General features: G+C 44.6%; 22 protein-coding genes. 8 read left to right on the top strand and 14 right to left on the bottom strand.

What is annotated here, in order from left to right; all coding sequences use genetic code 11:
• Window positions 1–63: 63 nt before the first annotated feature.
• From AACQ21_RS05595 to gmhB, 9 genes are all read right to left on the bottom strand, one after another.
• Window positions 64–831, bottom strand: coding sequence for a PKD domain-containing protein (locus tag AACQ21_RS05595; RefSeq protein WP_105976416.1), 768 nt, complete (start codon window positions 829–831; stop codon window positions 64–66).
• A gap of 22 nt (window positions 832–853) precedes the next feature.
• Window positions 854–1090 carry a hypothetical protein gene (locus AACQ21_RS05590; protein WP_094125026.1) on the bottom strand — a complete coding sequence of 79 codons (237 nt, stop codon included), beginning with the start codon at window positions 1088–1090 and terminating at the stop codon, window positions 854–856.
• Window positions 1091–1166: 76 nt separating this feature from the next.
• A complete protein-coding gene (locus tag AACQ21_RS05585; RefSeq protein ID WP_105976415.1) occupies window positions 1167–2801 on the bottom strand; it encodes an ATP-binding protein in 1635 nt (544 codons plus the stop codon).
• Window positions 2792–3514, bottom strand: a complete 723-nt coding sequence (locus tag AACQ21_RS05580) for a winged helix-turn-helix domain-containing protein (RefSeq protein ID WP_017044211.1) — start codon at window positions 3512–3514, stop codon at window positions 2792–2794. Before AACQ21_RS05580 ends, AACQ21_RS05585 begins: the two co-directional genes overlap by 10 nt.
• A gap of 257 nt (window positions 3515–3771) precedes the next feature.
• A complete protein-coding gene (treC, locus tag AACQ21_RS05575) occupies window positions 3772–5463 on the bottom strand; it encodes an alpha,alpha-phosphotrehalase (protein ID WP_105976414.1) in 1692 nt (563 codons plus the stop codon).
• 61 nt (window positions 5464–5524) lie between these two features.
• The gene (gene treB, locus AACQ21_RS05570; protein ID WP_064624695.1) at window positions 5525–6949 is read right to left on the bottom strand and encodes a PTS trehalose transporter subunit IIBC; all 1425 of its coding nucleotides are present in this window, start codon (window positions 6947–6949) and stop codon (window positions 5525–5527) included.
• A gap of 167 nt (window positions 6950–7116) precedes the next feature.
• On the bottom strand, window positions 7117–8064 hold the full coding sequence (treR, locus tag AACQ21_RS05565) for a trehalose operon repressor TreR (RefSeq protein ID WP_013857380.1): 948 nt from the start codon (window positions 8062–8064) through the stop codon (window positions 7117–7119).
• 55 nt (window positions 8065–8119) lie between these two features.
• A complete protein-coding gene (locus tag AACQ21_RS05560; RefSeq protein WP_105976413.1) occupies window positions 8120–8464 on the bottom strand; it encodes an MliC family protein in 345 nt (114 codons plus the stop codon).
• Window positions 8465–8490: 26 nt separating this feature from the next.
• Window positions 8491–9042: a D-glycero-beta-D-manno-heptose 1,7-bisphosphate 7-phosphatase gene (gene gmhB / locus AACQ21_RS05555; RefSeq protein ID WP_013857382.1), complete on the bottom strand. Its 552-nt coding sequence runs from the start codon at window positions 9040–9042 to the stop codon at window positions 8491–8493.
• 197 nt (window positions 9043–9239) lie between these two features.
• Here gmhB and metN point away from each other — a divergent pair, with 197 nt between their 5' ends.
• The 3 genes from metN to AACQ21_RS05540 are packed head-to-tail and all read left to right on the top strand — an operon-like array spanning window position 9240 to window position 11800.
• A complete protein-coding gene (metN, locus tag AACQ21_RS05550) occupies window positions 9240–10274 on the top strand; it encodes a methionine ABC transporter ATP-binding protein MetN (protein ID WP_013857383.1) in 1035 nt (344 codons plus the stop codon).
• Window positions 10264–10941 (top strand): methionine ABC transporter permease, encoded by a 678-nt coding sequence (locus AACQ21_RS05545; protein ID WP_017044205.1) that lies wholly within the window; start codon window positions 10264–10266, stop codon window positions 10939–10941. The genes metN and AACQ21_RS05545 overlap by 11 nt, the downstream gene beginning before the upstream one ends.
• A 49-nt stretch (window positions 10942–10990) precedes the next feature.
• Entirely contained in the window at window positions 10991–11800 is an 810-nt protein-coding gene (locus AACQ21_RS05540) for a MetQ/NlpA family lipoprotein (RefSeq protein ID WP_013857385.1), read from the top strand.
• Window positions 11801–11893: 93 nt separating this feature from the next.
• On the opposite strand, the gene AACQ21_RS05535 is transcribed toward AACQ21_RS05540, so the two are convergent.
• Both AACQ21_RS05535 and syd read right to left on the bottom strand, forming a co-directional pair.
• Window positions 11894–12670 (bottom strand): Zn-ribbon-containing protein, encoded by a 777-nt coding sequence (locus AACQ21_RS05535; RefSeq protein WP_105976412.1) that lies wholly within the window; start codon window positions 12668–12670, stop codon window positions 11894–11896.
• A gap of 2 nt (window positions 12671–12672) precedes the next feature.
• Window positions 12673–13218, bottom strand: a complete 546-nt coding sequence (syd, locus tag AACQ21_RS05530) for a SecY-interacting protein (RefSeq protein ID WP_026027678.1) — start codon at window positions 13216–13218, stop codon at window positions 12673–12675.
• A 98-nt stretch (window positions 13219–13316) separates the two neighbouring features.
• Here syd and queF point away from each other — a divergent pair, with 98 nt between their 5' ends.
• From queF to xni, 5 genes are all read left to right on the top strand, one after another.
• On the top strand, window positions 13317–14162 hold the full coding sequence (queF, locus tag AACQ21_RS05525) for an NADPH-dependent 7-cyano-7-deazaguanine reductase QueF (RefSeq protein WP_105976411.1): 846 nt from the start codon (window positions 13317–13319) through the stop codon (window positions 14160–14162).
• A gap of 14 nt (window positions 14163–14176) precedes the next feature.
• Complete coding sequence (locus tag AACQ21_RS05520) at window positions 14177–16444, top strand: tetratricopeptide repeat protein (RefSeq protein WP_105976410.1); 2268 nt, start codon at window positions 14177–14179, stop codon at window positions 16442–16444.
• Between the two features lie 109 nt (window positions 16445–16553).
• Window positions 16554–18110, top strand: coding sequence for a GGDEF domain-containing protein (locus tag AACQ21_RS05515; protein WP_105976409.1), 1557 nt, complete (start codon window positions 16554–16556; stop codon window positions 18108–18110).
• Between the two features lie 301 nt (window positions 18111–18411).
• On the top strand, window positions 18412–19779 hold the full coding sequence (gene ppnN / locus AACQ21_RS05510; RefSeq protein ID WP_088721014.1) for a nucleotide 5'-monophosphate nucleosidase PpnN: 1368 nt from the start codon (window positions 18412–18414) through the stop codon (window positions 19777–19779).
• 97 nt (window positions 19780–19876) lie between these two features.
• Window positions 19877–20662 (top strand): flap endonuclease Xni, encoded by a 786-nt coding sequence (gene xni / locus AACQ21_RS05505; RefSeq protein ID WP_026028115.1) that lies wholly within the window; start codon window positions 19877–19879, stop codon window positions 20660–20662.
• Window positions 20663–20706: 44 nt separating this feature from the next.
• Here xni and rlmM read toward each other — a convergent pair whose 3' ends face one another.
• The 3 genes from rlmM to AACQ21_RS05490 are packed head-to-tail and all read right to left on the bottom strand — an operon-like array spanning window position 20707 to window position 23094.
• Window positions 20707–21798 (bottom strand): 23S rRNA (cytidine(2498)-2'-O)-methyltransferase RlmM, encoded by a 1092-nt coding sequence (rlmM, locus tag AACQ21_RS05500; protein ID WP_105976408.1) that lies wholly within the window; start codon window positions 21796–21798, stop codon window positions 20707–20709.
• Window positions 21795–22193, bottom strand: a complete 399-nt coding sequence (locus AACQ21_RS05495) for a DUF423 domain-containing protein (RefSeq protein WP_013857395.1) — start codon at window positions 22191–22193, stop codon at window positions 21795–21797. The genes rlmM and AACQ21_RS05495 overlap by 4 nt, the downstream gene beginning before the upstream one ends.
• Window positions 22183–23094 (bottom strand): transcriptional regulator GcvA, encoded by a 912-nt coding sequence (locus AACQ21_RS05490; RefSeq protein WP_026027676.1) that lies wholly within the window; start codon window positions 23092–23094, stop codon window positions 22183–22185. The genes AACQ21_RS05495 and AACQ21_RS05490 overlap by 11 nt, the downstream gene beginning before the upstream one ends.
• Between the last annotated feature and the right edge of the window lie 90 nt (window positions 23095–23184).

Below are 23184 nucleotides of genomic sequence, written 5' to 3'. Positions count from 1 at the left end.
CGAGCTGGCTTTTTCGTTTCTTTACATCATAGCTCTATAAACTGACGTCACTAAGTAGTCTAGTTAACCCTCAATATACTGAAGTAGAGCGGTAACACAGCTTTGTGCATCACTGCAATTGATACTCTCTGGCAGTTCAGTCTGCAATAAAAACCCTTGTTCCAAAGAGTGGCAAGATGAACTTTCACTTAAACAAATCGGAACTCCTTGAGCAGAAAGGGCATTTAATAACAACAAAGCCGTTTGTATATTTCCCCCAGCATTGGCGGCAAAATGTAGCTCAAACTCAGCAGCGCTATTGAGTGAGGTCAGCGCATGCTCTAATTGAGTGTCCAATTCGGTTAAAGAAACCGAATCTAAATCACTAAAGCTCAGCATGCCTTGGTTCCTATCAGCATACTGCCAAGCAACGACATCAACCTGCTGCATATAGGCTCGCTGCATGCTTTGCGCGGCCGCCTGAATGATCACCTGCATTTGGTCACTGTTGCTTCTTCCACCACTGTCTTTGACTGATAATTCAAAAACATACGTGCCAGCAATCGTAGGATAAAACGCCGTTGCTTTCAGAGAATCTGCATTGATCAAGGTAAGCGATTGAGGCCCAGAAACTTGACGCCAAGACTTCGTTTTAATTTCATATATTGATAACTCAGATTTCGCCGTTCCGCTCAACGTAATACTATTTACTGGCAGTATTAGCATCTGATCAGCACCAGCATTAACCGTAGGCTTAGTCAGCTTATCCGCATCTTTCAAATCATCGGCTTTACATCCCACGATAAGTGCGAGCACACTCAGGATCACGAACAACTGGTTTAACTTAAACATAATATTTTCCTGTGGTTAAGCATTAGAAGAGGTAACTGGTACTGATGGAAAGAAAGGCGACTTCACTACCGTCCAAATACAATGCAGCATCTTGTTGCGAGTAATCCATCATCACATTCGATTGCGTATTGGTTTGGCTGAGCTGGTCATTTAAGCGGACCCCATCGCTGAAGGCTGAGATCCATTCCATCGGTTTAGTGGCACTGGTGGATGAGAAAAATACGCCGCTTAAAAACAGCGCTAATAATTTGGTATTCATGCTTACTCCTTGTGAGCGGTCTGATTCACCGACCCATTCAAGGTAGCATTCTCAATACAAATAAATCGTCAGCAGTTTATTGACCATTTGTATCCAGTTTGGTCACATTAGGTAGCGAAATCTGCTTTGGCCATTGCAGTTCAAAACATGCGCCCCCTAATGCTGAACCATTTACTTTTACTCTAACCTTACCTTGATGCCAACGAGTGATCTGTTTGACAATCGCCAGCCCAAGACCATGGCCTTTTTCACTATTACGCTCTTGATTATTCACTTGAGTAAAGGGCTCAAAAATACGTTCAATATCATCTGGCGCAATACCGGGGCCATCGTCTTCGACCACCAAAAAAAGTTGCCCATTAGATTCGTTCAACGAGAGATGGATCTCTTGCTGCGCAAATCGCGCGGCATTACTCAGCAAGTTTTTAACGGCCCGCAATAAAGCTCGATTATCGACAAATATCGTTTGCTGTCGCAACGAATCCAACACGCTGACACGCAATGTGAGTTGCGGGTTTTCAAGCTGGAAATGCTCCGCTTCTGCAACCAAATTGTCGGCAAAGTGGCAATAAGAAAAATGGCGAATATCTGTGATACGGTTATAGCGCGACAAAACAAGTGTCTGGTTAATCAAATGATCGAGATCTTCAATACTGGAGTGAATCACTTGGCGGTATTTTTCTTTCTGGCTTAAGGCAATGTCTTCATCCTCAAGCATTTCAAATGCAAAGCGTAAACGGTAGAGCGGTGTTCGTAAATCATGCGCCACGGCGTTGGTTAAGGTTCTTTGGCTGGCAATCAGCTTTTCGATGTTATTTGCCATATTATTAAAAGAATGACTGAGCTGAGAGACCACGGAAAGTCGAGATGTCGTCGCTCTACGAGATAATACTCCTTGACCAAATTCATTCGCCGTTTTTACCAGACGTTTCAGATCTCGCCATAAAGGATAAATCCACATAACTAAGGCCACAGAAATGGCTAAAAAAAAAAAACCGCCGATAGCCGTAGTGAGCTTTAATTGGGTTTGGTAGGAAATATTGTCCTCGACGCGTAACCACGTATTCTCATCCACCGCAGCCAATAAGATCATGCTGCCTTGTTGATTGATATAACTGGTCATCTGCTCTTCATCAGCCAACAATTTACTTCGCTCGATGGGTGACAAATCTTGCTCTTGCAATAGACTCAACTCTAAAGGTATTCGGCTATTTTGCTCAGCAATACTGGTTTGCCATTGAGTACGAGGTTGGCTACGGAGATCTTCTACCGCGAGGTATAATGTACCTCTGGACTGGTTAAGCGCAGCGAGTTCTCTCGGTTCATTGATCGCGAAATAGAGCACTTTGTCACTGTTCAACACTCTTTGCAAAAGTGCCATAGGATCACCATCTTGAAAAATGATCTCGCCTTTTTGCAACGCTTGATAAACTTCTAGGGAGGCGTGGTAACTGTCTAATGCCTCTAATCTAAGTGGGTAACTGAAATGCTTAGCATAGCCGTCAATAATCGTTGTCCACTCAGCTTGAGGCGCTTGACGTAATTTTTCAGATAGAAACGTAAAGTTACTCTGATAGACAGGCTTATAAAACTCTTCAGAGATACTGCGGCTAAGATATGGGATCGGATTAAATTGCGTGGGAATACTGAGTAATAAGATCGGCAGAAACACAGCTACCCAGAGTACCCAAAAAGATCGAATCATGACCACTTCCCTTCCGATACAGCGCAGAGCTGATATCCTTTACCTCGAACCGTTTTTATCAATTTAGGTTCATTAGGATCATCTCCGAGCGCACGCCGCAAGCGTGATATACGACGATCAATTGAGCGATCTAAACCATCATATTCAAAACCACGCACATGCTGAGCGATATCATCTCTCGTGACAATGGTGCCGACATGCTGGGCGAGTAGATACAAAAGCTCAAACTCGCTGGTCGTGAGTTTTATGGGCTGCTGCTCAAGTAATACCGCTCGATGCTGTAAATTCATCCACAAGCTACCTATGCACAATTCATATTTGTCACTTTGACTTCCTCTTGCTTGCCTCCGAAGTAAAGCTCGAATACGTGACAGTAGCAAACGGGGCTTAACCTGCTTAACAACATAGTCATCGGCACCCAGTTCCAACCCCATCACCTGATCAATATCATCGTCCAACGCCGTTTGCATTAAGATCATACCGTGGTATTGATCTCGGACAGCGCGGCAGACATCCATACCACTTTGCCCTGGTAGCATAATATCCAGAATGACTAAATCAGGTTGCTCATCCAAAATCCGATCAACGGCTTGAATCCCATCCGCAACCGTTGAGACACAAAACTCATAGTGGTTGAGAAAGTCTTTGATCAGTTCCGAGAGTTCTAAATCATCTTCAACGAGAACCACTCGATAAGAGGGGGAGAGAGTACTGTTCATTGTGTTTCACATCCGTTTGCTAAGAACGCAAACTATAGCGGATTGTGTTTCATCTTTGTGTGACTAATTGTGACCAAGCAACAAAGTTGTGGTGCTGTTAAAACATTAAACAAATCATCAACAGCCGAACCTACTGCGTTGAATCAATAAGAGTACGAAGAAAGTACCATTGGGCCTTGACTCATAAACAGAGTCGATAAAAAAGCCCCGAAAATTCGGGGCTGAAAAATGACTGAATCTATAGGGGTAGGACTCAATCAGGATACTAAATCGAACAAAATTACGCGTGTTTCATACGGACGAAGCACTTGATGTTCCAAAACTTTGAGTAGTTTTATATCTGTATAGTTGCCTAACAGGTATTTTGCTTTCTCAATCGGTAACTCTTTTGGCAGCACGCATTCGGTGTCAACGCCATAATAGTTATTGATACAGATCAGCACCTGTTTCGCGTTGCGTCGCTGGTAGGCAAAAATCTCTTTATGATCGGGGAGTAAATCGGTGTAATCACCATCAGTAATTACACCGATTTTTTTGCGCAGCGCTATCAACTCTCGATAGAAATAGAACACCGATTGCTCATCAGCTAACGCCCGTTGCGCATTCAATTCTTGATAGTTTTCTGCAATGTCTAGCCAAGGCTGACCTTGGCTAAAACCAGCAAAGCGCTCTGCATTCCATTGCATTGGCGTGCGAGAATTGTCACGGGATTTTTGTGCAAGAATGGCCATCATGGCTTCATGACTTACCCCTTGCTGGTTCACCATGATGTCGTAAATGTTAGTACTTTCCACATCTCGGTACTGTTCAATAGCGGTGTAGCCGGGATTGGTCATGCCAATTTCTTCACCTTGATAAACATAAGGCGTGCCTTGCATCATATGAATCGATGCGGCCAACATTTTTGCCGACTCAACGCGATAACGTTGATCATCCCCTAAACGGCTCACGATACGAGGTTGATCATGGTTACACCAAAAAAGTGCTCCCCACCCTTTACCATTTAAACCCGTTTGCCAATGGTTGAAAATCTGCTTCAATTGCAAGAAATCAAATGGCGCTTTCGTCCATTTTTCACCGTTCGGATAATCCACTTTTAAATGGTGGAAGTTAAACACCATCGACAGCTCTTTGCCGTCCAAGCGTGAATATTGTTGGCAATGTTCAAGCGTTGTTGAAGACATTTCCCCCACAGTGACGCTGCCGTATTGTTGAAAAACAGCTTGGCTGATCTCTTGTAAAAATTCATGCACGCGCGGGCCATCGGTATAAAAACGGCGTCCATCACCTTGGTGATCATCACTGAAATCCTGCGCTTTTGAGATTAAATTGATCACATCAAGACGAAAACCATCCACCCCTTTTTCGGCCCAAAAACGAATCACTTGCTTCACTTCCTCACGAACTTGAGGATTTTCCCAATTTAGATCCGCCTGCTCTTTGGCAAATAGGTGCAGATAATATTGCCCTGTTGCGTCATCTAACGCCCATGCACTACCACCAAACTTTGACTGCCAATTATTTGGAGCCTGACCATTAATCGGGTCTTGCCAAATATAATAGTCACGATACGGGCTTGATTTATCACCCAACGCCGACTGAAACCAAGCGTGCTCGGTTGAGGTATGGTTAACCACAATATCCATAATAATGCGGATACCTCTTTGATGAGCTTGAGCCAGCAGTTCATCAAAATCTTGCATGCTACCGAATTGAGGATTGACACTGTAATAATCCGAAATGTCATAACCGTTATCAACCATCGGAGATGAATAAATGGGTGTCAGCCAAATGGCATCAATTCCCAAGCGGTGCAAGTAATCCAGTTTAGAGATGATCCCTTTGATATCTCCCGTTCCTTTATTGCCGCTATCGCAAAAACTTTTGGGATAAATCTGATAGATGGTCGCAGTTTTCCACCACTGACTATCACTCTTGGTTATAACCATATTGACAACTCACTTACCAAAATGAAAATGAGTGGTGAAAACTCACCACTCGAATGAAAGGTTATGCACTTGCTGGCTCTAGCTCGCCTTTAGCTTGAGCTCGTTTGTATAAAAACAGAGTAAGCAGAATTGGGACGGCCATCGCCACCAGCATCGCGATGCCGTAAATACCCCAGTATTGTGGTTGAATCGAAAGAATACCTGGTAAACCACCCACACCGATGCCATTTGCCATCACCCCTGCACTACCACAAATTGCGGCTGCAGCAGCACTACCAATCATGGCGCTTAGCATTGGGAACTTGTACTTTAAGTTGACACCATACATCGCTGGCTCTGTCACACCCAAATAAGCCGAAATAGCCGCAGGAACAGAGATGTCTCGCTCACCGTGTTTTTTACTGATAAAGATGATACCGACGACCGCAGACGCTTGAGCAATATTTGACAGTGCAATCAGTGGCCAAATTGGCGTACCACCCATTTCTTGCATCAATTGCAGATCCACCGCGTTAGTGGTGTGGTGAATCCCGGTAATGACCAGTGGCGCATACAAGAAACCGAACACCATTGAACCGATAACCGCAAAATCGCCAGTCATTGCAGCTTTAGCCGCAAACGCGACGCCATCGCCCAATACGCGACCAAATGGACCAATTAAAGCGTGGGCCAAAATAACGGACAATATGATAGAGATAAACGGCACAACAACGAGGTAAAGATAAGAAGGGATGATGCGCTTTAAGTTTGTCTCAATAAACGCCAGAGCAACACCCGCCAACATTGCAGGAATAACCTGAGCTTGATAGCCGACTTTCTCTATCACAAACAAGCCAAAATCCCACACTTCGGGCATCTGCTTACCGATCAGATAAGCATTCATTAATTGAGGCGAAACCAGAGTCACACCCAAAGTAATACCTAGTATCGGTGTTCCACCCAACTTTTTCACCGTTGACCAACAAACACCAACCGGTAGGAAGAAGAAAATAGCCTCGCCAATTAACCATAAGAAAGAATGAACCGTGGCCCAAAATTGGCTAATTTCAACCAAGGTTTTGCCATCGAACATGCGAATGTCGCCAATGACATTACGAAAACCGAGGATTAAACCGCCGGTGATGATCGCTGGCAGCAAAGGAACAAAGATTTCCGCAAGATGCGAAATGCCACGTTCTAAAAAGTTCATGTTTTGGCGAGCGGCTTTCTTCGCTTCATCTTTAGAAACGGCTTCTTTGCCTGAAAGCCCGATTAAGATGGCGTAAACTTCGTCCACCTCAGTACCAATCACAACTTGAAACTGCCCAGCATTGGTAAAACACCCTTTAACCATGCTCAGCTGTTCTAGCCCTTTTTTATCCGCCTTGTCGGTATCATTTAAAACAAAGCGTAAACGAGTCAAACAGTGACTCACACTGGCGATGTTCTCTTTACCACCTACCAGCTCGATAAGACGTATCACGTCTTGCTTCGCTATCTTGGCCATACTTTTGCCCACCCTATATTGGAATACTGTCTGTTTTTCTTTTTAATGGGAACATTCCCACCTACAAGTGCAATATTGACATAAATAATAAAAGGTAAAAATGGGAACAATCCCATTAATTGAATAAGATCACAGACTAATTGTAATTCACTTTAAGAAATAAGGAGTTAGCTTGTTAGCGGTTGTTGAGTGATGTGTGCAGGGTTCATTTCATTATTAAGCTGTAAAATCAATAGATTAGCTGCTTTTTCTCCCGCTTGAGCATAGCCAGGATCAATACTGTAAATATTAGGAAAAAGAAAAGAGAGCAGCTCATTACCACCCACACCAGTGACGGCGATATCATCTCGGCCCAATTCTTGGAGACGTTTAATCACGCCAAGTGCCAGAGTGTCACTGGCGCACACGATAGCTTGAGTCTGATCATTCAGCACTTCATCAACCAGTTGGTAGGCACTTTCATGATGCAAACGTCCAGTGCGATAATTGGGAGTGCATCCACTTTGTTTGCACCAATCTAAGTACGAATCTAAACGTAATTTACCTGTCGTTTTATCGCTAGGATCGACCCCAATGTAGGAAATATGAACTCGATTTTTCGAAGTCAAATGAGCAAGCGCACCTTGAATAACACCATAATTGTCATAGTTAATCGATGAGACTTTATCGGCATCCATCGCAATCACAACCGCTCGCGATGCCCATAGGTTGAGTTGTGTGATATCGAGATCGGTAAAACCAAATACAATCACACCATCCACATTACGCTTATGTAAAACCTCAAGGTGCTCGTTCGTTTTAGTGCGATCAAACTGGCTTTCCATAATCACCACATCGTACCCATTTTGATACAACACCTGTAGCATTCGCCCCACGGCGCGGTTTTCAGACGGTGACTCAAGGCGTGAGATAATTACGCCAATCACTTTCTCACTGCCACCACGCATTAACTGAGCCGATTTCAGTGGCACATACCCAGAATCTTGGATAACGCGTTCCACTTTTGCTCGTGTTTCAGGCTTCACTTTTGGGTCGTTCGTCAATACACGAGAAACCGTCGATTTACCAACACCAGACAGTTTTGCAATATCCAAGATAGTCAGTTTTCTGCTCATGCGAACCTATAGCGTAAATAAAAATGGAAGATAACATGCGCTTATCTTAAATGAATTATTGAGTGGTACAGCCTTGATAAATCGTTGCTCCCACTTCGAGCAAAGCCTCATCGCCTTTCGTATGTAAAAGCACGGTTTGAGGCTGAGTTTGCTCGCTATCGTCGATCACATACTTTGCGCCAGAGGCGGCTGGAATTTGTATCAATGTATATTCGCGATCGGCAATACGGAGAACGGCTGACTGTTGCTCAATATACGCAACATCAAAATGCTCACCAGAACGGCATTGATAATGCTGGAACAGGTTCTCACTTTCAACGCGCGAATCGTTCGCGTAATGTGGTGAGCATGCTGCTAAAAAAGCAACACTGAATCCAATAAAAAGAAATGATTTATTCATATTGCCTTCCACAAAGGGGGGAATTTTTACGGTGCAAGAAAAGCAGGGACATCGCGAATACTATCAAGTACCACGGTGGCGAGTAATTCACCCTGCTCAGTAACGGGTTTACCGGTACGCACTAACACACGAGTACCAACACCTGCAGCTTGTGCAGCCATCATATCTTCAGCTTTATCGCCTATCATCACGGATTTTTCCATATCGATATCAAGAAAGTCCCGTGCGGAGATAAACATACCAGGCTTGGGTTTGCGGCAATCACACTCTTCTTTATACTTACCTTCACCGTGCTCTGCATGGTGCGGGCAGTAATAAATACCATCAAACTCGACACCGTGATCGGCAAAATTCCAGTCCATCCATTGCGTTAAAGATAAAAAGCGCTCTTCACTAAATTTCCCACGAGCGATACCTGATTGGTTGGTCACCAAAACCAGCAAATACCCCATGTCTTGAAACTTCTTAGTGGCTTCAAATACACCATCAATAAACTCAAAATCATGTTCATCATGAACATAGCCATGATCAACGTTGATCACGCCATCGCGATCTAAAAACACTGCAGGTTTAGCCAAAATAACTCTCTCATATCACGCCAGATATGATGATTATTACACGCTTTATTTTTTTCATCACTACCTAATTCACCAAAGCGTTTAGACGTCTAGACGTAAAAATATCTATTGACTTAAATCAAGTTAAGCCATAGCATCGTCCAACAAGTGAGAGAGAGTTCAACATTTTATTCTGTTATCCCTGCACAGGTTTTCCGATGATTCAAATTAATCAAGTAAATAAAGTTTTCTATCAAGGCAATAAGGAAATTCATGCCTTGAAAGAGATTAATCTTCACATTAAGCAAGGCACTATTTTTGGTGTAATTGGCTCGTCAGGTGCAGGGAAAAGTACGCTGATTCGCTGTGTCAACATGCTAGAAGCTCCAACAACAGGTTCGGTTGTGGTTGATGGCGTTGATTTAACTCAACTGAGCAAATCAGAACTCAGCCAAGCTCGTCGCAACATTGGCATGATCTTTCAACACTTCAATTTGCTTTCATCACGTACGGTATTTGACAACGTTGCTCTGCCACTTGAGCTGGCTGGTGTCGAAAAAAATAGCATTGAAAAGAAAGTGTCAGAGCTGTTGCAACTGGTCGGCCTGACGGATAAGCGCGAAACTTATCCTGCAAATCTGAGTGGTGGTCAAAAGCAACGTGTTGCAATAGCGCGAGCACTCGCCTCTGATCCCAAAGTATTGTTGTGTGACGAAGCCACCAGTGCGCTTGATCCTGCGACAACTCAATCGATTTTAGAGCTATTGAAAGAGATCAACCGCACACTCAATATCACCATTTTGCTAATTACTCACGAAATGGATGTGGTAAAAAGTATTTGCCACGAAGTGGCCATTATTGGCGACGGTGAACTGGTTGAAAAAGGCACAGTTGGCGAGATTTTTGCTCACCCTAAAACCGCCTTGGCTCATCAATTTATTCGCTCAACGCTCGATTTATCAATTCCGGAAGATTACCAAGCTCGCCTGCAAGCCACTCGCGTAAAAGGTAGCTACCCGCTGGTGCGATTAGAGTTTACAGGCGCAACGGTTGATGCTCCCTTGATGACACAAATTGCCCGTAAATTTAATATTGATGTCAGTATATTAAGTTCTGACCTTGATTACGCTGGTGGCGTTAAATTCGGCATGATGGTCGCTGAACTGTTTGGTAATGAGTCGGACGATACGGCCGCTCTTGAATTTCTTCGCGAAAACAACGTAAAAGTAGAGGTACTTGGTTATGTCCTTTAACACCATCACCGCTTGGTTAAACTTGAATGGCGATCTTCTACTGATGGCAACCTGGCAAACACTCTACATGGTCGCTGTCGCAGGCATCGTCGGTTTCGTGGTTGGTATTCCACTAGGGGTTATTTTACATACTACCAAAAAAGGCGGCCTTCTCGAAAACACTCAGTTGAACCGCATTCTTGGTGCCATCGTCAACATTGGTCGCTCTGTGCCATTTTTGGTGCTTATGGTGGCCATTATTCCGGTGACAAAACTGCTTGTCGGTACGTTTATTGGTACCACAGCGGCTATTGTTCCGCTGACGATTGGCGCAATTCCATTTGTCGCTCGTTTAATTGAAAGTGCATTGCTGGAAGTGCCCACTGGTTTGGTCGAAGCTGCGCAGTCAATGGGGGCTACGCCGATCCAAATTATTCGTAAAGTGTTGCTTCCTGAAGCGCTACCAACGATTGTCAACTCAGTCACCATCACTATGGTCACTCTAGTAAGTTACTCTGCCATGGCCGGAACCGTTGGCGGCGGTGGCTTGGGCGATGTCGCTATTCGTTACGGCTTTCATCGCTACGACTTAGGCATCATGACGGTCACCGTAGTGATGTTGATTGTCTTAGTACAAATTATTCAATCGATTGGCGATAAGTTTGTCCGCCGTGTCGACCACCGTTAAATCACAATAAAGTTAAAACACAGATTCGTTTTATAACAAGGAGTTAATCATGAAATTTAGCCTTAAAGCTCTACTTACCCTCGCCGTTAGCGCTTCAGCACTCGTGCTGGCAGGCTGTGGTGAAAAAGCGGTCGACAACAATAAAATCAAAGTGGGTGTCATTGCCGGTGCTGAAGCACAAGTTGCTGAAGTTGCAGCAAAAATTGCAAAAGAAAAATACAACCTAGATGTAGAACTCGTGACATTTACCGACTATGTTACCCCTAATGCGGCACTAGATGATGGTTCGATTGATATCAATGCATTCCAACACAAACCATACCTTGATCAACAGATCGCTGACCGCGGTTACAAATTAGCGATTGCTGGTAACACCTTTGTTTACCCGATTGCTGGCTATTCAAAACAAGTGAAATCGGTTGATGAGATTCAAGATGGCTCTCGTATTGCGGTACCTAACGATCCAACCAACCTTGGTCGCTCTTTACTGCTGCTAGAACAGCAAGGCCTTATTACTCTACGTGACGGAGCAGGCCTACTGGCAACGGTACGTGATGTGGTCGCCAACCCAAAAAACATCACTATTGTTGAGTTAGATGCCGCGCAACTGCCTCGTTCACTTGACGACGTAACGCTCTCGATCATTAACACGACCTACGCCAGCTCAATCAATCTAACGCCTGAAAAAGATGGTGTGTTCGTTGAAGATAAAGAGTCACCTTATGTCAATATCATTGTTTCTCGTGCAGAAAATCTGAATGCTGAAAACGTGACTAACTTTGTTAAAGCCTACCAAACAGAAGAAGTGTACCAAGCCGCTTCGAAAATTTTTGACGGTGGTGCAGTAAAAGGCTGGTAATTAATAAACCTATTACCTCTGCAAAAAGCCTATAAAAATAGAAAAGCCGATACGCGATGTATCGGCTTTTTCGTATCAACAACACGCACCTGCTTACTTAATATGATCCCAAGACATATTGGACACAATACGGCACGGGTCGCACTTAAAATGGAAAATGTCGTGTAGCGGTTCATTGAGTAGCCACTCTCCCCCACATTTCGGGCATTTTCTGGCTTGTTCGTCCGCTAGGCTCTGGCCGCCAACTCGATACTGGTAGTAATAAGTAGGGATATGGGTCAAAAACTCAATTCGTCCTCGTAAATCCCATCCTCTAATAAACAGCACACTGTCCACATCGCAAATCTCGTGCAGTGCAGCGTGTTCTGCTCGGCAACCACCCGCCATCTGAAGTTCATCACACGCCTGCCACTCCGTTTGCCATTTGATCACTGCTTTATGATCGCCATTTAAGGTCGCAGAATTACGATATAAAGGGATCGGCAGCAATGTGTCACCACTGCGCAGCGGAGAACAAGTGTGTACATAAGTGGTGTAAAGTATCTGCCAGCTAGGCAAAACATCATCAGCGGCTTGCTCGGAATTAAGATCGCGCCCCAACAAACGGGCTTTCGGAGCCAGCAAACTAGCCTCCGTCAAGCGATTCAGGCACACCCTAACAAAATCAGAATGATACTTAGGGTGTAAGCTTTCTTGCTCTGGGCAAACCACCCGCACAAAGAACTCGCCCTCTCCCATCACGATGGGGAATTCACGCCCAAGCACTTGACCGTTATAGCGTAAAGCATCCATTAGGCCATTAATCGCTTTATCTACCGCCGAGATAGTCGTGTTATCAAAACACTCAAACTGCAATTCAACCACGTACATCGTTACACCACAGGTTCTAAATTAGCGAAAAACTCGGCCACACTTTCGGCCAGCACGTCGCGTTTATCGGTACCTAAACGTTCTAAAATCACATGTCCAGAAAGGTTACAGATCGAAATTACATCCATCTCCGCATCGGTTGCACCAATAAACACGGTTGGTTTGAGTTTTAGTCGGCGCTGAGTCACCAAATGACCGAGGATATTTTCCTGCAAACGAACAAAATCATCCTCACTCCACACTTGCAATAGAGCGAGCTCGTTGCCTTGCCATTTAGCTGGCATGTCCGCACAAAACTGTACGCCATAAAAGGCTTTAATATCAGAATGTAGAGTCAATTCAATCGCTGCTTCTACGTTAGAAAAATCAGCTGTAACCGATCTGACGACGGGCTTCCACAGCACACTGTCTTGGTCGTTCATCACTGCGCAAGGGGAATCCAACTCAGCCAACTCATCATTACGAGGAGACTCGCCATGCTTTGTTTGGTAAGCGTCAAGATAACGTTGAGTAAATGAAAGTAAGGCTTGCTCGGCAGTTTGTGCCATGAAGTGCTCCAAAATTGATGAGTCGCTGCCTTGTGTGATGACAGCAACCCTAGGATTGCGTAAAATTCTGCTTATTCTAATCGAATTGACGTGAAAGTATGAGCAAATATTCCGATGCCAAAGTGCTGGCAGGGTTAACCCTTGGCAAAAAAACCGACTACGCCAAACAGTACGATCCAAGCTTACTGCAACCTGTCCCTCGTAGCTTAAACCGTGATGATCTGCATTTGGGGGATAGCTTACCGTTTAAAGGCTGTGACATTTGGACTTTGTACGAGCTCTCTTGGCTCAATGAAAAAGGGTTACCACAAGTGGCAGTTGGCGAGGTTTCTATCCCTGCGACAAGTGCTAGTTTGATTGAATCTAAATCCTTTAAGCTCTACCTCAATAGCTATAACCAAAGCAAAATAGCCAGTTGGGATGAAGTAACGCAGCGCTTAACCAACGATTTATCGGCCTGTGCTGGCGCGCAAGTCAGTGTCACTCTCAACCCGGTGAGCGATTACACTGGCCAAGCAATTGTGACTATGCAAGGTGAATGCATTGATGGACAAGATATTGAGATTGAAAGTTACCAATTTGATGCCAGCTTACTGAAAAGCGCCGCGCGTAATGAGCAAGTCAACGAAACGTTGCACAGCCATTTACTGAAATCGAACTGTTTAATCACCAATCAGCCCGACTGGGGCAGCGTCGAAATTCATTATCAAGGTCAACAAATTGATCGAGAAGCACTGCTACGCTATCTCGTCTCATTTCGTGAACATAATGAGTTCCACGAACAGTGTGTAGAGCGCATCTTCACCGACATTATGCAATACTGCCAACCGACACAGTTAACAGTATACGCTCGATACACTCGCCGCGGCGGTTTGGATATCAACCCATTTCGCTCAACCGAACAAGAACGGCCAACACATAACCAACGTATGGCCCGTCAATAAGGATTAGCATTAGGATGATCAACGTGCGCTGGACACTTTTGCTCAGTTTAACTCTGGCTCTGTTTTCATTGGCTTCACAAGCCACTATCTACTCGTCGCCAATGTTAAATGAAGCCAATGGGTTGATTGATATCTCACCGAATCAAGCCAAAACCCTAGCCACTGAGTATCTGACTCAGCGCAAGTTGGCCGAAAAATCAGAAAAATCATCATCAGTGATGGCGCGCGATGAAAGCGACAGTCGGATTCGAACACCGGGCAGCAGCGTTGATGCGTTAAAGATTTTAGCCAAAGCAGAGTTCCAGTTGCACAATATGGATGCCGCACTGGCCGCGTTAAAACTTGCTGAAGAGCTCACGCAACACTATCAATTGCCTTATTTAGCCACGGATGTACAAATACTCAAAACTCGCCTAATTTGGCTCAATAATAATGATGCAAGCGCCGCTCGGCAGGCGCTACGCGCGATCAGCATTCAATATGATGCCATCAAAAATGCGGATCAAGTGGCAAAAGGTCTCGATTATAAAATTACCCTGCTCAAAGCAGAAATTGCCTCAAAAACCAATGATATCGAACTGGCCAATAAGCTTTTTGCTGACCTAAAGCCTTACATTGATTCGATCTCCTCACCGAAAACCGTGATTGAATATCAGATTGTTATTGGTCAACATTTTCTCACTCATGGCTTTTACAATCGTGCTTTATCTGAGTTGCTAGTTGCCTACTGGGGCGCGATTGAAAACAACTCAAGCGCCCTACTCGCTAAAACCAATACCTTACTGGCTCAGCTTTTTTTTGAAAGAAAAGTGCTCGATAAGGCTTTAGAGCATTTGTCTCAAGCCGCCGATTTTTATGACGGCTATAACAAGTCGCCAGCCTTGGCTGATGTATTGCAACGTATGGGCGATGTCTATTACCAGCAAGGTAAATACAATCTAGCGCTCGTTCACTACTTCAACGTGATCGATCACGAAACGAGCCGCAATGATCTGGAAAAAGTCATTGAAGTGCGTATTAGTTTGGCGGCGACCTACCTCAATCTCTATAACTACCCATTAACTGACCAATATCTCACTCGCGCCGAAGACTTGCTTGAGCTGAAAGATTATCCTCGTTTAAAGGCACAGGCTTACTTACTGCATTCAGGATTAGCCTTTCACCAAAAACAAGCCGATGTGGTCATCAGCAACGCTCAGCACGCCTTAAGCGTTGCTAAAACAATGCAAGATGAAGAGATTGAAGAGCATGCCTATCGGTTACTGGCCTTGGGTTATGAGCAAAACGGTCAGTACGCACAGGCCTTAGAGAACATAAAACGCAGCAATGCACTATCGCAAATACGCCAAGAAAAACTCAATCAGATCAGTGAAGATGCTTTTCGTCAACAAAAAGAGTTTGTAGAACAAACCTTACATCTGGTCGGGCAAGAAAAAGCGCTGCTCAAAACTCAAGAAGAGTATAATAAGTTCAAAAAGATCGCCTTTATTCTGTTTATTATCTCCATTATTTTATTTTTACTGCTACTGCGTAGAGGCTACCTTATCCAGTTGCAAAATGAAGAAATCGATGAACTCAACAGCACGCTCTTTACCCATTCTCGCTCTCGCTTGCGTAACTTGCGCATGCTCAATGCTAAGCTTCCTTCAGCGATGCAAAAAAGCAGCCGTCATTTTGAGCCGTGGTATATTGGTGAACTCATCCACGAGCCACTGAGTGATCGCCTCCGCTTTGTGATGATTGATATTCCCTTTCTGCGCAACATGTACTTAGAACATGGCTATTCAGCTGGCTTAGAATTGGAGCATCAATTTGGTCAGTTTTTAAAATCGAAAATCAAAGAACCAAATCGGATTTATCACTTTTCAGATTCCAATCTGCTCTATATCGAACCGAATGCCGATCGCAATACACCGCCTGAAATCGCATTCGATCAAATTCAGCAATGGATAGATGAATTTCAACCTGAACGTCGCTTAAACCGTACAATACGGATGGGCATCGCCGACTACCCCTTTTTGCCAAGAGCTTATATGGCGATTAATGATAAAGAGCTGCTCGATATTCTGCTGATGGCAACCAACACGGCTCGTGAGCTAAGCATGAGAGAAGGAGCAAGCCATTGGGTCTACTTAAAAGCGATCGATAACGCTCCAGCCGCTAGTTTTGCCTCCAACAATATTCGCAAATCATGCAAGCACGCCATCAATCAAGGGTTGATAAAAGTGCATTCTTCTTATAAGAATGAGGAGAGCATCAAAAAACTCCTAAAAGATGGGTAATTACTCGGCATTCAATGTGTTAAAGCAGTGACGTGGGCAATTAATTTGTTATTATCGATAAATCAATTAATAGGATCCTAACGATCCTCGCAGTTTAGTTTAGTTGTACATGGGCGCTCTCGAACAGGATATTCAAACACAGTTACAGCAGCTGAAAACTCAGTTGGAACAGGTTCGTTTGACACACAGGGACACTTCGTTCAAATTTAAACGAGAACATACTGTCCTAAAACGGATCGTCGCATCATTAAGCTTGGCATGTCAGGGTAATGATCATCAGCTAAATATTAATTTATCGGATCTTCGTGAAGCTCTAGAGCAACAAAAAGATGTAAGCACGCTCATACCTCGCTTAGCCGTATTGGAGCGCATGTTGAAGCAACAAACTTTGGTTATGGAAAAAGAAAACTCTCATTTGGACTCTCAAATCAAACATTGTGGAGAAACATTACTTCGCGTTGCTGGCCTACCCGCCAAACTTAAGCGTGATTTGCGTGATCTGCTCAGTTTTTCAGAAGCTCAGCCTAAAGCCGAACAAGCGATTCAACTGCTTGGGATTTATGAACGTGCAATCAAAATAATAACAGCGAACCCGAACACGGCCATCAGCGAGCTGCATGTCGCGGATAGAGAGCTATTGACCAAGCTATCCGATGAACTGCAACACCTGATCACTGAATTGGATTTTGAAGGTGAATCAGGGGAACTACTGGTAGATATTCGTGCCAAGCTGTTGATTGGCGTATCGACATCAACGCTCTTAGAGTTGACGTTAGAGATTCTAAAACTGGTGATTGATGGCACCAACAGTGAGCGCAAAACATCTGAGAAGTTTTTAGAACAGGTCAACTCATCACTCACAAAACACATTAAAAGTAGCACTCACAACGCAGACCAAAGCCAGAGTTACTTTGAACATCGCCAAGAGATGAATGCTGAACTCGCCGCTTTGATTACCCAAAGCCAAACTCTAATCAAAGATTCTGTGGCGATTGACGATCTTAAGCTCTCCGTTTCACCTATATTATGCGAAATGGCGTCACTTTCTGAACGCTTAAGTCATGCAGAGCAACGCGAGCAGGTACTGATTGAACGCTTAAATTATGGCAAAAATCAAATGGAAGCTCTGTTTGAGCTCACCCAAGATTATCGCCGTCGATTGGAAGATCAGTCTCAGCGCTTGCTGCTTGATCCACTGACAAAAGTCTATAATCGCACGGCCTTTAATGACCACCTTGAGCTGGAATATCGGCGCTGGATAAGAGCTCAACACACTTTCCGAATCGTAATCTTTGATATTGATAAGTTCAAAACTATCAACGATAGCTTTGGCTATACGGCAGGTGATAAAGCCCTTAAAATTATTGCCCGCACCATATCCAAAGAAGCATCCGATACGGATACCGTGGCACGTTTCTCTGGTGAAGAATTTATTATTTTACTTCCCGATCAAGAAGATAATCACTGTTTCAAGGTGGTAAAAAACATTCAACGTCATGTATCGAGGCTCCCTTTCAAGTTCAGAGACAAGAGTATTACGATTACACTTTCAGCCGCGAGTACCTGTTTTAAAGACTCCGATACGCCAGAGGAAGTACTTGAACGTTTACGCCGCTCGTTACTAGAAGCCAAGAGTTTCGGCCCTAACCAAGTGGTTTGGAAATAAACACAAGTCCAGATCGGATGTAGACAAAAGAAACCCATTCAAATCGCGGCCTTAATTGGTCGCTATTTGAACAAAACCAAACTAAAGCGTGCTTAACATCACACTCTGCTTGCATAAACATTTCCTAACAATCGAGAAAAGAACTAGATTGATACTGTAATTTCAATCAGTTATATCGTCCTATCGCACATCCGTCACTAAACGAACCATGACCTATACTCCATACTAAGCGGGTATATATAAAAACCAACTTTAGTCGTAGCGTGGACATTTTCCTTACTTCTCAACTAAGGAGGCCAGTATGATTACTCATATCAGCCCTACAGGCAGCATGGATCTGCTTTCTCAACTTGAAGTTGAGCGTCTAAAAAAGACCGCGTCGAGCGATCTATATCAACTGTATCGCAACTGCACTTTGGCGGTACTTAACTCTGGTAGCCATACGGATAACTCAAAAGAACTTCTTGAAAAATATAAATCTTTTGATGTCACTGTCATGCGCCGTGAACGCGGTATCAAGCTAGAGCTGACGAATCCACCAGAACATGCCTTTGTTGATGGGCAGATCATTAAAGGAATTCAAGAACATCTGTTTTCGGTCCTGCGCGATATCGTTTATGTCAACATGCATCTGGCGGATAATCAGCGCCTAAATCTCACCAATGCCATTCACATCACCAACTTAGTGTTTGGTATTTTGCGTAATGCCGGTGCCTTGGTTCCCGGTCTTGAACCTAACTTAGTGGTTTGTTGGGGTGGACACTCTATCAACCCTACTGAGTACCAATATACGCGGGAAGTGGGCCATGAGCTGGGCTTGCGTGAACTGAACATTTGTACAGGTTGCGGACCAGGCGCTATGGAGGGGCCAATGAAAGGGGCCGCCATTGGACACGCTAAACAGCGCTATACCGCACAACGCTATCTTGGCTTAACCGAACCATCGATCATTGCCGCCGAGCCACCGAATCCGATTGTGAACGAATTGGTGATTATGCCGGATATTGAAAAACGCCTAGAAGCTTTTGTGCGAATGGCGCACGGCATCATTATTTTCCCCGGTGGAGCAGGAACAGCGGAAGAACTGCTGTACATTTTGGGTATCATGATGCACCCAGATAACGCAAGCCAACCAATGCCAATTGTACTGACTGGGCCAAAAGAGAGCGAAGCCTACTTCCGTTCAATCGACACATTCATTGCCGAAACATTAGGTGAAAAAGCACGCCAGCATTATCAAATCGTCATTGATGATCCAGAAAAAGCGGCGCGTATCATGAGCCAAGCGATGCCGCTGGTTCGTCAGCATCGTAAAGATAGTGGTGATGCTTATAGTTTCAACTGGTCCCTCAAAATCGAGCCTGAGTTCCAACTGCCTTTTGAACCGACTCACGACAGTATGGCCAACTTGGATTTACACCTAAACCAAAAACCAGAAGTACTCGCTGCTAACTTGCGTCGCGCCTTCTCTGGCATTGTCGCTGGTAATGTGAAAGCGGAAGGCATTCGAGAAATTGAACGTCACGGCCCATTCATCATTGATGGCGATGCCCAATTGATGAAAAAAATGGATCTATTGCTAAAAGACTTCGTTGCACAACACCGAATGAAGCTACCGGGTGGCAGTGCTTATGAACCTTGCTATAAAATTGCAACCAATAACCAATAACCATTAAAGGCAAAAATAACTTATGCCGGGGATGAGTGGCAATATTAAGTGAGATCATTACAATAAGGGCTTATTAAGCCCTTATTTTTTGGTCGTTATGTCTTTACACCTTGTCATCATTGATGCTTTGAATTTGATCCGTCGGGTGCACTCCGCGCAACCCGATCCTAACGATATGGCAAGAACCATAGAGACAACCTCGCGCACCTTGCACCGTATCATCAATGAAGCTCAACCGACCCACATCATCGCCGTGTTTGATCATCACTTACAAGACCGGGGCTGGAGAGCACAACTTCTACCGACTTATAAGCAGAACCGGAAGCCGATGCCAGAAGCACTGCAACTTGGCCTAGACGCCATTCAGCAAGCATGGTGGGAATTAGGGATTGATTCACTGCTCTCGGAAGGTGATGAAGCCGATGATTTGGTGGCCACCTTAGCCACGAAAGTGGCAAGCCACGGTGAAAAAGTAACGATCATTTCAACCGATAAAGGCTACTGCCAACTGCTCTCCCCCACTTTACAAATTCGTGACTACTTTCAACATCGTTGGTTAGATCAACCCTTTATTGAACAGGAATTTGGCGTAAAGCCGAGCCAATTAACCGATTTTTGGGGATTAACGGGCATCAGTTCAAGCCAAGTTCCCGGCATTGCCGGCATTGGTCCCAAAGCAGCAAAAGAGATATTAACGCAATTTCCCGACATAGAAGCGGCCTACGCCAGTGCTGATTTGGCCAAGAAATACCGTAAAAAATTTGATGAGCAGATCGATATGGCGCGAGTCTGCAAACACATTGCCACACTAAAGACCGATATAGAGCTCGGTTTTAATTTGCAAGACATTCGCTTTTCAGCGCAAGTATCCCATCCAGAATAGCAAAACGCTCCTAGAAAGGAGCGTTAAATTAACCTATTGGAGCATTAGTGCGGAGAGATGTTCGACAAGCATTGGACATGCACTGTGATCTCTTCACGATCATGATACAAATGCTTTGCCTGCATGCGGAACTTTACATCATTTTTAATCAGAAAAACTTTCAGATTTTCAATATCTTGTAAAACTTCATCATAGCGCCCTTTCATTGGCAGCTTTAAGTTAAAGATGGCTTCTTTCGCCCAACCCTTGAGGATCCACTGCCCCATTAAATGCGCAACACGAGCTGGCTTTTCAATCATGTCACACACAATCCAAGTCACGTTCTTGCGTGGCGGCTCAAATTTAAAACCATCCTCGGCATGGTGTTTCACTTGTCCTGTGTCCATCAAACTTTCAGCCATTAGACCGTTGTCGATAGCATGAACAAACATCGAACGCTTCACCAGTTGGTAAGTCCAGCCCCCCGGGCATGCACCCAAGTCTACCGCCCACATTCCCGGAGCCAAACGTTCGTCCCACTCTTCACGAGGAATAAACACATGGAAAGCCTCTTCCAACTTCAGAGTGGAACGACTTGGCGCATCGGCTGGGAATTTCAAACGAGGAATACCCATGAAAAAAGGCGAGTTATTGTTGGTGTACGAATACCCAACGAAGCAGTGTCCGGGTTGAATAAAGCAGACATGTAGCACAGGTCTCTTCGCCGACTCTTTGTTAGACAGAATCCCCTTGCCACGTAACGCTTGACGCAATGGCACGGTAAACTTACGACAAAATTTGAGCAACTCTTTCGCTTCATTGGTATCTGGCGTTTCAATGCGAATGTCACCACAACGCGGAAAATCCTCAAGTTCGGCGAGTTCAGATAAGATAGGCGAAATACGATCATCTTTAGGTAAATCGCTAAATTCCGCCGCTACCGCAAACATCTGACGAGCAAAAATAAGCGATTGGAAATCGATCTCTTTAACCAACTTATCAGCATCACCGGCCTGATAGCACTCAAACAAAACGTAACCCGTATTGTTTTTCAAACGAGGAAAACCAAAAACCTCTAGCTTCGTCGCTTTATCTTGGATCTCTCCGGCACACTCTTTTTCAAAGCCTGCACGACAATAGAGCATTACGTGTTTCACTGGTCCACCTCTTGAATATTAAGTGCTGCATAGCCAAACACTCCCCACCCTAGCATAAAGAACACGCCACCAAATGGCGTGATCGGGCCAAACCACTTGATGCCCGTGAGTGCTAAAGCGTAAAGACTGCCGCTAAAACAAAGGACGCCGATGATAAAGCAAATTGCCGCAATGAAAAAATATTTTTGTGCTTTCGATCCCAAACGACAGCGCAGCAAAATACCACACGCTAATATGGCTAAAGCGTGAATCGATTGGTACTGCACTCCCGTTTCAAACACCGAAAGCAAGTAAGGGGTTAAATACGCTTTTAGGCCGTGCGCCGCAAAAGCTCCTAGAGCGACACCAACGCCCGCCATAAAAGCCGCGATAGTGAGCAATAACTTACTCTTCATCTAGCAATACCTCTTGTTCCCTTCTGGCTTTTTTGAGCATCCAATCACGGAAAGTAGCGATGCGCCCCATATCGGCCTGCTTCTCGTGACAGACCACATAGAAAGCATTTTTAGTCATCAGCACTTCGTCAAAAGGCGCAATCAAGCGACCCGCTTCCAGCTCTGGCTGAGCTAACACGTTATTCCCCAGTGCGATACCTTGCCCATGCGCCGCCGCTTGTAGCACCATGGTCGAATGGCTAAAAATGGGGCCGTGGTTGACATTCACCCCTTCAAGATCGTTCTCTTTGGCAAACTGTTTCCAATCTTTACGTGAAGTATCGTGTAGCAGAGTATGGCGTGTTAGATCGTCCAGTGTTTCTAAAGGCTTAGGGCCTAACAGCAGTGAAGGAGAACAAAGCGGGATCAAAAACTCTTGATACAACTTATCCGCGCGTAAACCAGGCCAGTTACCTCGCCCATAATAAATCGCCACATCCACATCATCGGTTAACGAACCTTCATCCATATCAACCGCTTTGATACGCACATCAATATCCGGCTCTTGCTGGTTAAAATCGGCCAGACGCGGCACGAGCCACTGAATTGCAAAACTCGGCGGTAAACTAATGGTTAATGCCCCTTTCTCACTGCGCTCTAGTACCTTATCGGTGGCTTCAGAGAGTGCGGTGAAGATATCTTTAATGTCGAGAAAGTAACTTTGCCCTTCTTCTGTCAATAGCAGAGAACGATTACGACGGCGAAATAGCTTTAACCCTAAAAATTCCTCTAACGCTTTGATTTGATGACTGACTGCGGCTTGTGTCACAAATAGCTCTTCCGCAGCGCGAGTAAAACTCAGCTGGCGAGCTGCCGCTTCAAACACTTTCAGCGAGTTTAATGGTGGCAATCTTCTGGACATAGGTACACTCAAAAATTAGATTAGTTTTTTTAATCTGAAACATTATAAATTGTCCATTGCCGAGCGGCTAGAGAAATTCTATATTTCACC

The organism is Vibrio sp. V01_P9A10T6, assembly GCF_963877065.1.
Lineage (GTDB): Bacteria > Pseudomonadota > Gammaproteobacteria > Enterobacterales > Vibrionaceae > Vibrio > Vibrio anguillarum.
This window is presented reverse-complemented; position numbering and strand designations above follow the sequence as displayed.

Coding starts and splice junctions, on each gene's coding strand:
- ppnN (WP_088721014.1), top strand. CDS start 18,412: ATGATTACTCATATCAGCCCTACAGGCAGCATGGATCTGCTTTCTCAA.
- syd (WP_026027678.1), bottom strand. CDS start 13,218: ATGGCACAAACTGCCGAGCAAGCCTTACTTTCATTTACTCAACGTTAT.
- AACQ21_RS05545 (WP_017044205.1), top strand. CDS start 10,264: ATGTCCTTTAACACCATCACCGCTTGGTTAAACTTGAATGGCGATCTT.
- AACQ21_RS05495 (WP_013857395.1), bottom strand. CDS start 22,193: ATGAAGAGTAAGTTATTGCTCACTATCGCGGCTTTTATGGCGGGCGTT.
- AACQ21_RS05490 (WP_026027676.1), bottom strand. CDS start 23,094: ATGTCCAGAAGATTGCCACCATTAAACTCGCTGAAAGTGTTTGAAGCG.
- AACQ21_RS05580 (WP_017044211.1), bottom strand. CDS start 3,514: ATGAACAGTACTCTCTCCCCCTCTTATCGAGTGGTTCTCGTTGAAGAT.
- queF (WP_105976411.1), top strand. CDS start 13,317: ATGAGCAAATATTCCGATGCCAAAGTGCTGGCAGGGTTAACCCTTGGC.
- treB (WP_064624695.1), bottom strand. CDS start 6,949: ATGGCCAAGATAGCGAAGCAAGACGTGATACGTCTTATCGAGCTGGTA.
- AACQ21_RS05535 (WP_105976412.1), bottom strand. CDS start 12,670: ATGTACGTGGTTGAATTGCAGTTTGAGTGTTTTGATAACACGACTATC.
- xni (WP_026028115.1), top strand. CDS start 19,877: ATGTCTTTACACCTTGTCATCATTGATGCTTTGAATTTGATCCGTCGG.
- treC (WP_105976414.1), bottom strand. CDS start 5,463: ATGGTTATAACCAAGAGTGATAGTCAGTGGTGGAAAACTGCGACCATC.
- AACQ21_RS05515 (WP_105976409.1), top strand. CDS start 16,554: ATGGGCGCTCTCGAACAGGATATTCAAACACAGTTACAGCAGCTGAAA.
- AACQ21_RS05560 (WP_105976413.1), bottom strand. CDS start 8,464: ATGAATAAATCATTTCTTTTTATTGGATTCAGTGTTGCTTTTTTAGCA.
- AACQ21_RS05595 (WP_105976416.1), bottom strand. CDS start 831: ATGTTTAAGTTAAACCAGTTGTTCGTGATCCTGAGTGTGCTCGCACTT.
- AACQ21_RS05520 (WP_105976410.1), top strand. CDS start 14,177: ATGATCAACGTGCGCTGGACACTTTTGCTCAGTTTAACTCTGGCTCTG.
- AACQ21_RS05540 (WP_013857385.1), top strand. CDS start 10,991: ATGAAATTTAGCCTTAAAGCTCTACTTACCCTCGCCGTTAGCGCTTCA.
- metN (WP_013857383.1), top strand. CDS start 9,240: ATGATTCAAATTAATCAAGTAAATAAAGTTTTCTATCAAGGCAATAAG.
- treR (WP_013857380.1), bottom strand. CDS start 8,064: ATGAGCAGAAAACTGACTATCTTGGATATTGCAAAACTGTCTGGTGTT.
- AACQ21_RS05590 (WP_094125026.1), bottom strand. CDS start 1,090: ATGAATACCAAATTATTAGCGCTGTTTTTAAGCGGCGTATTTTTCTCA.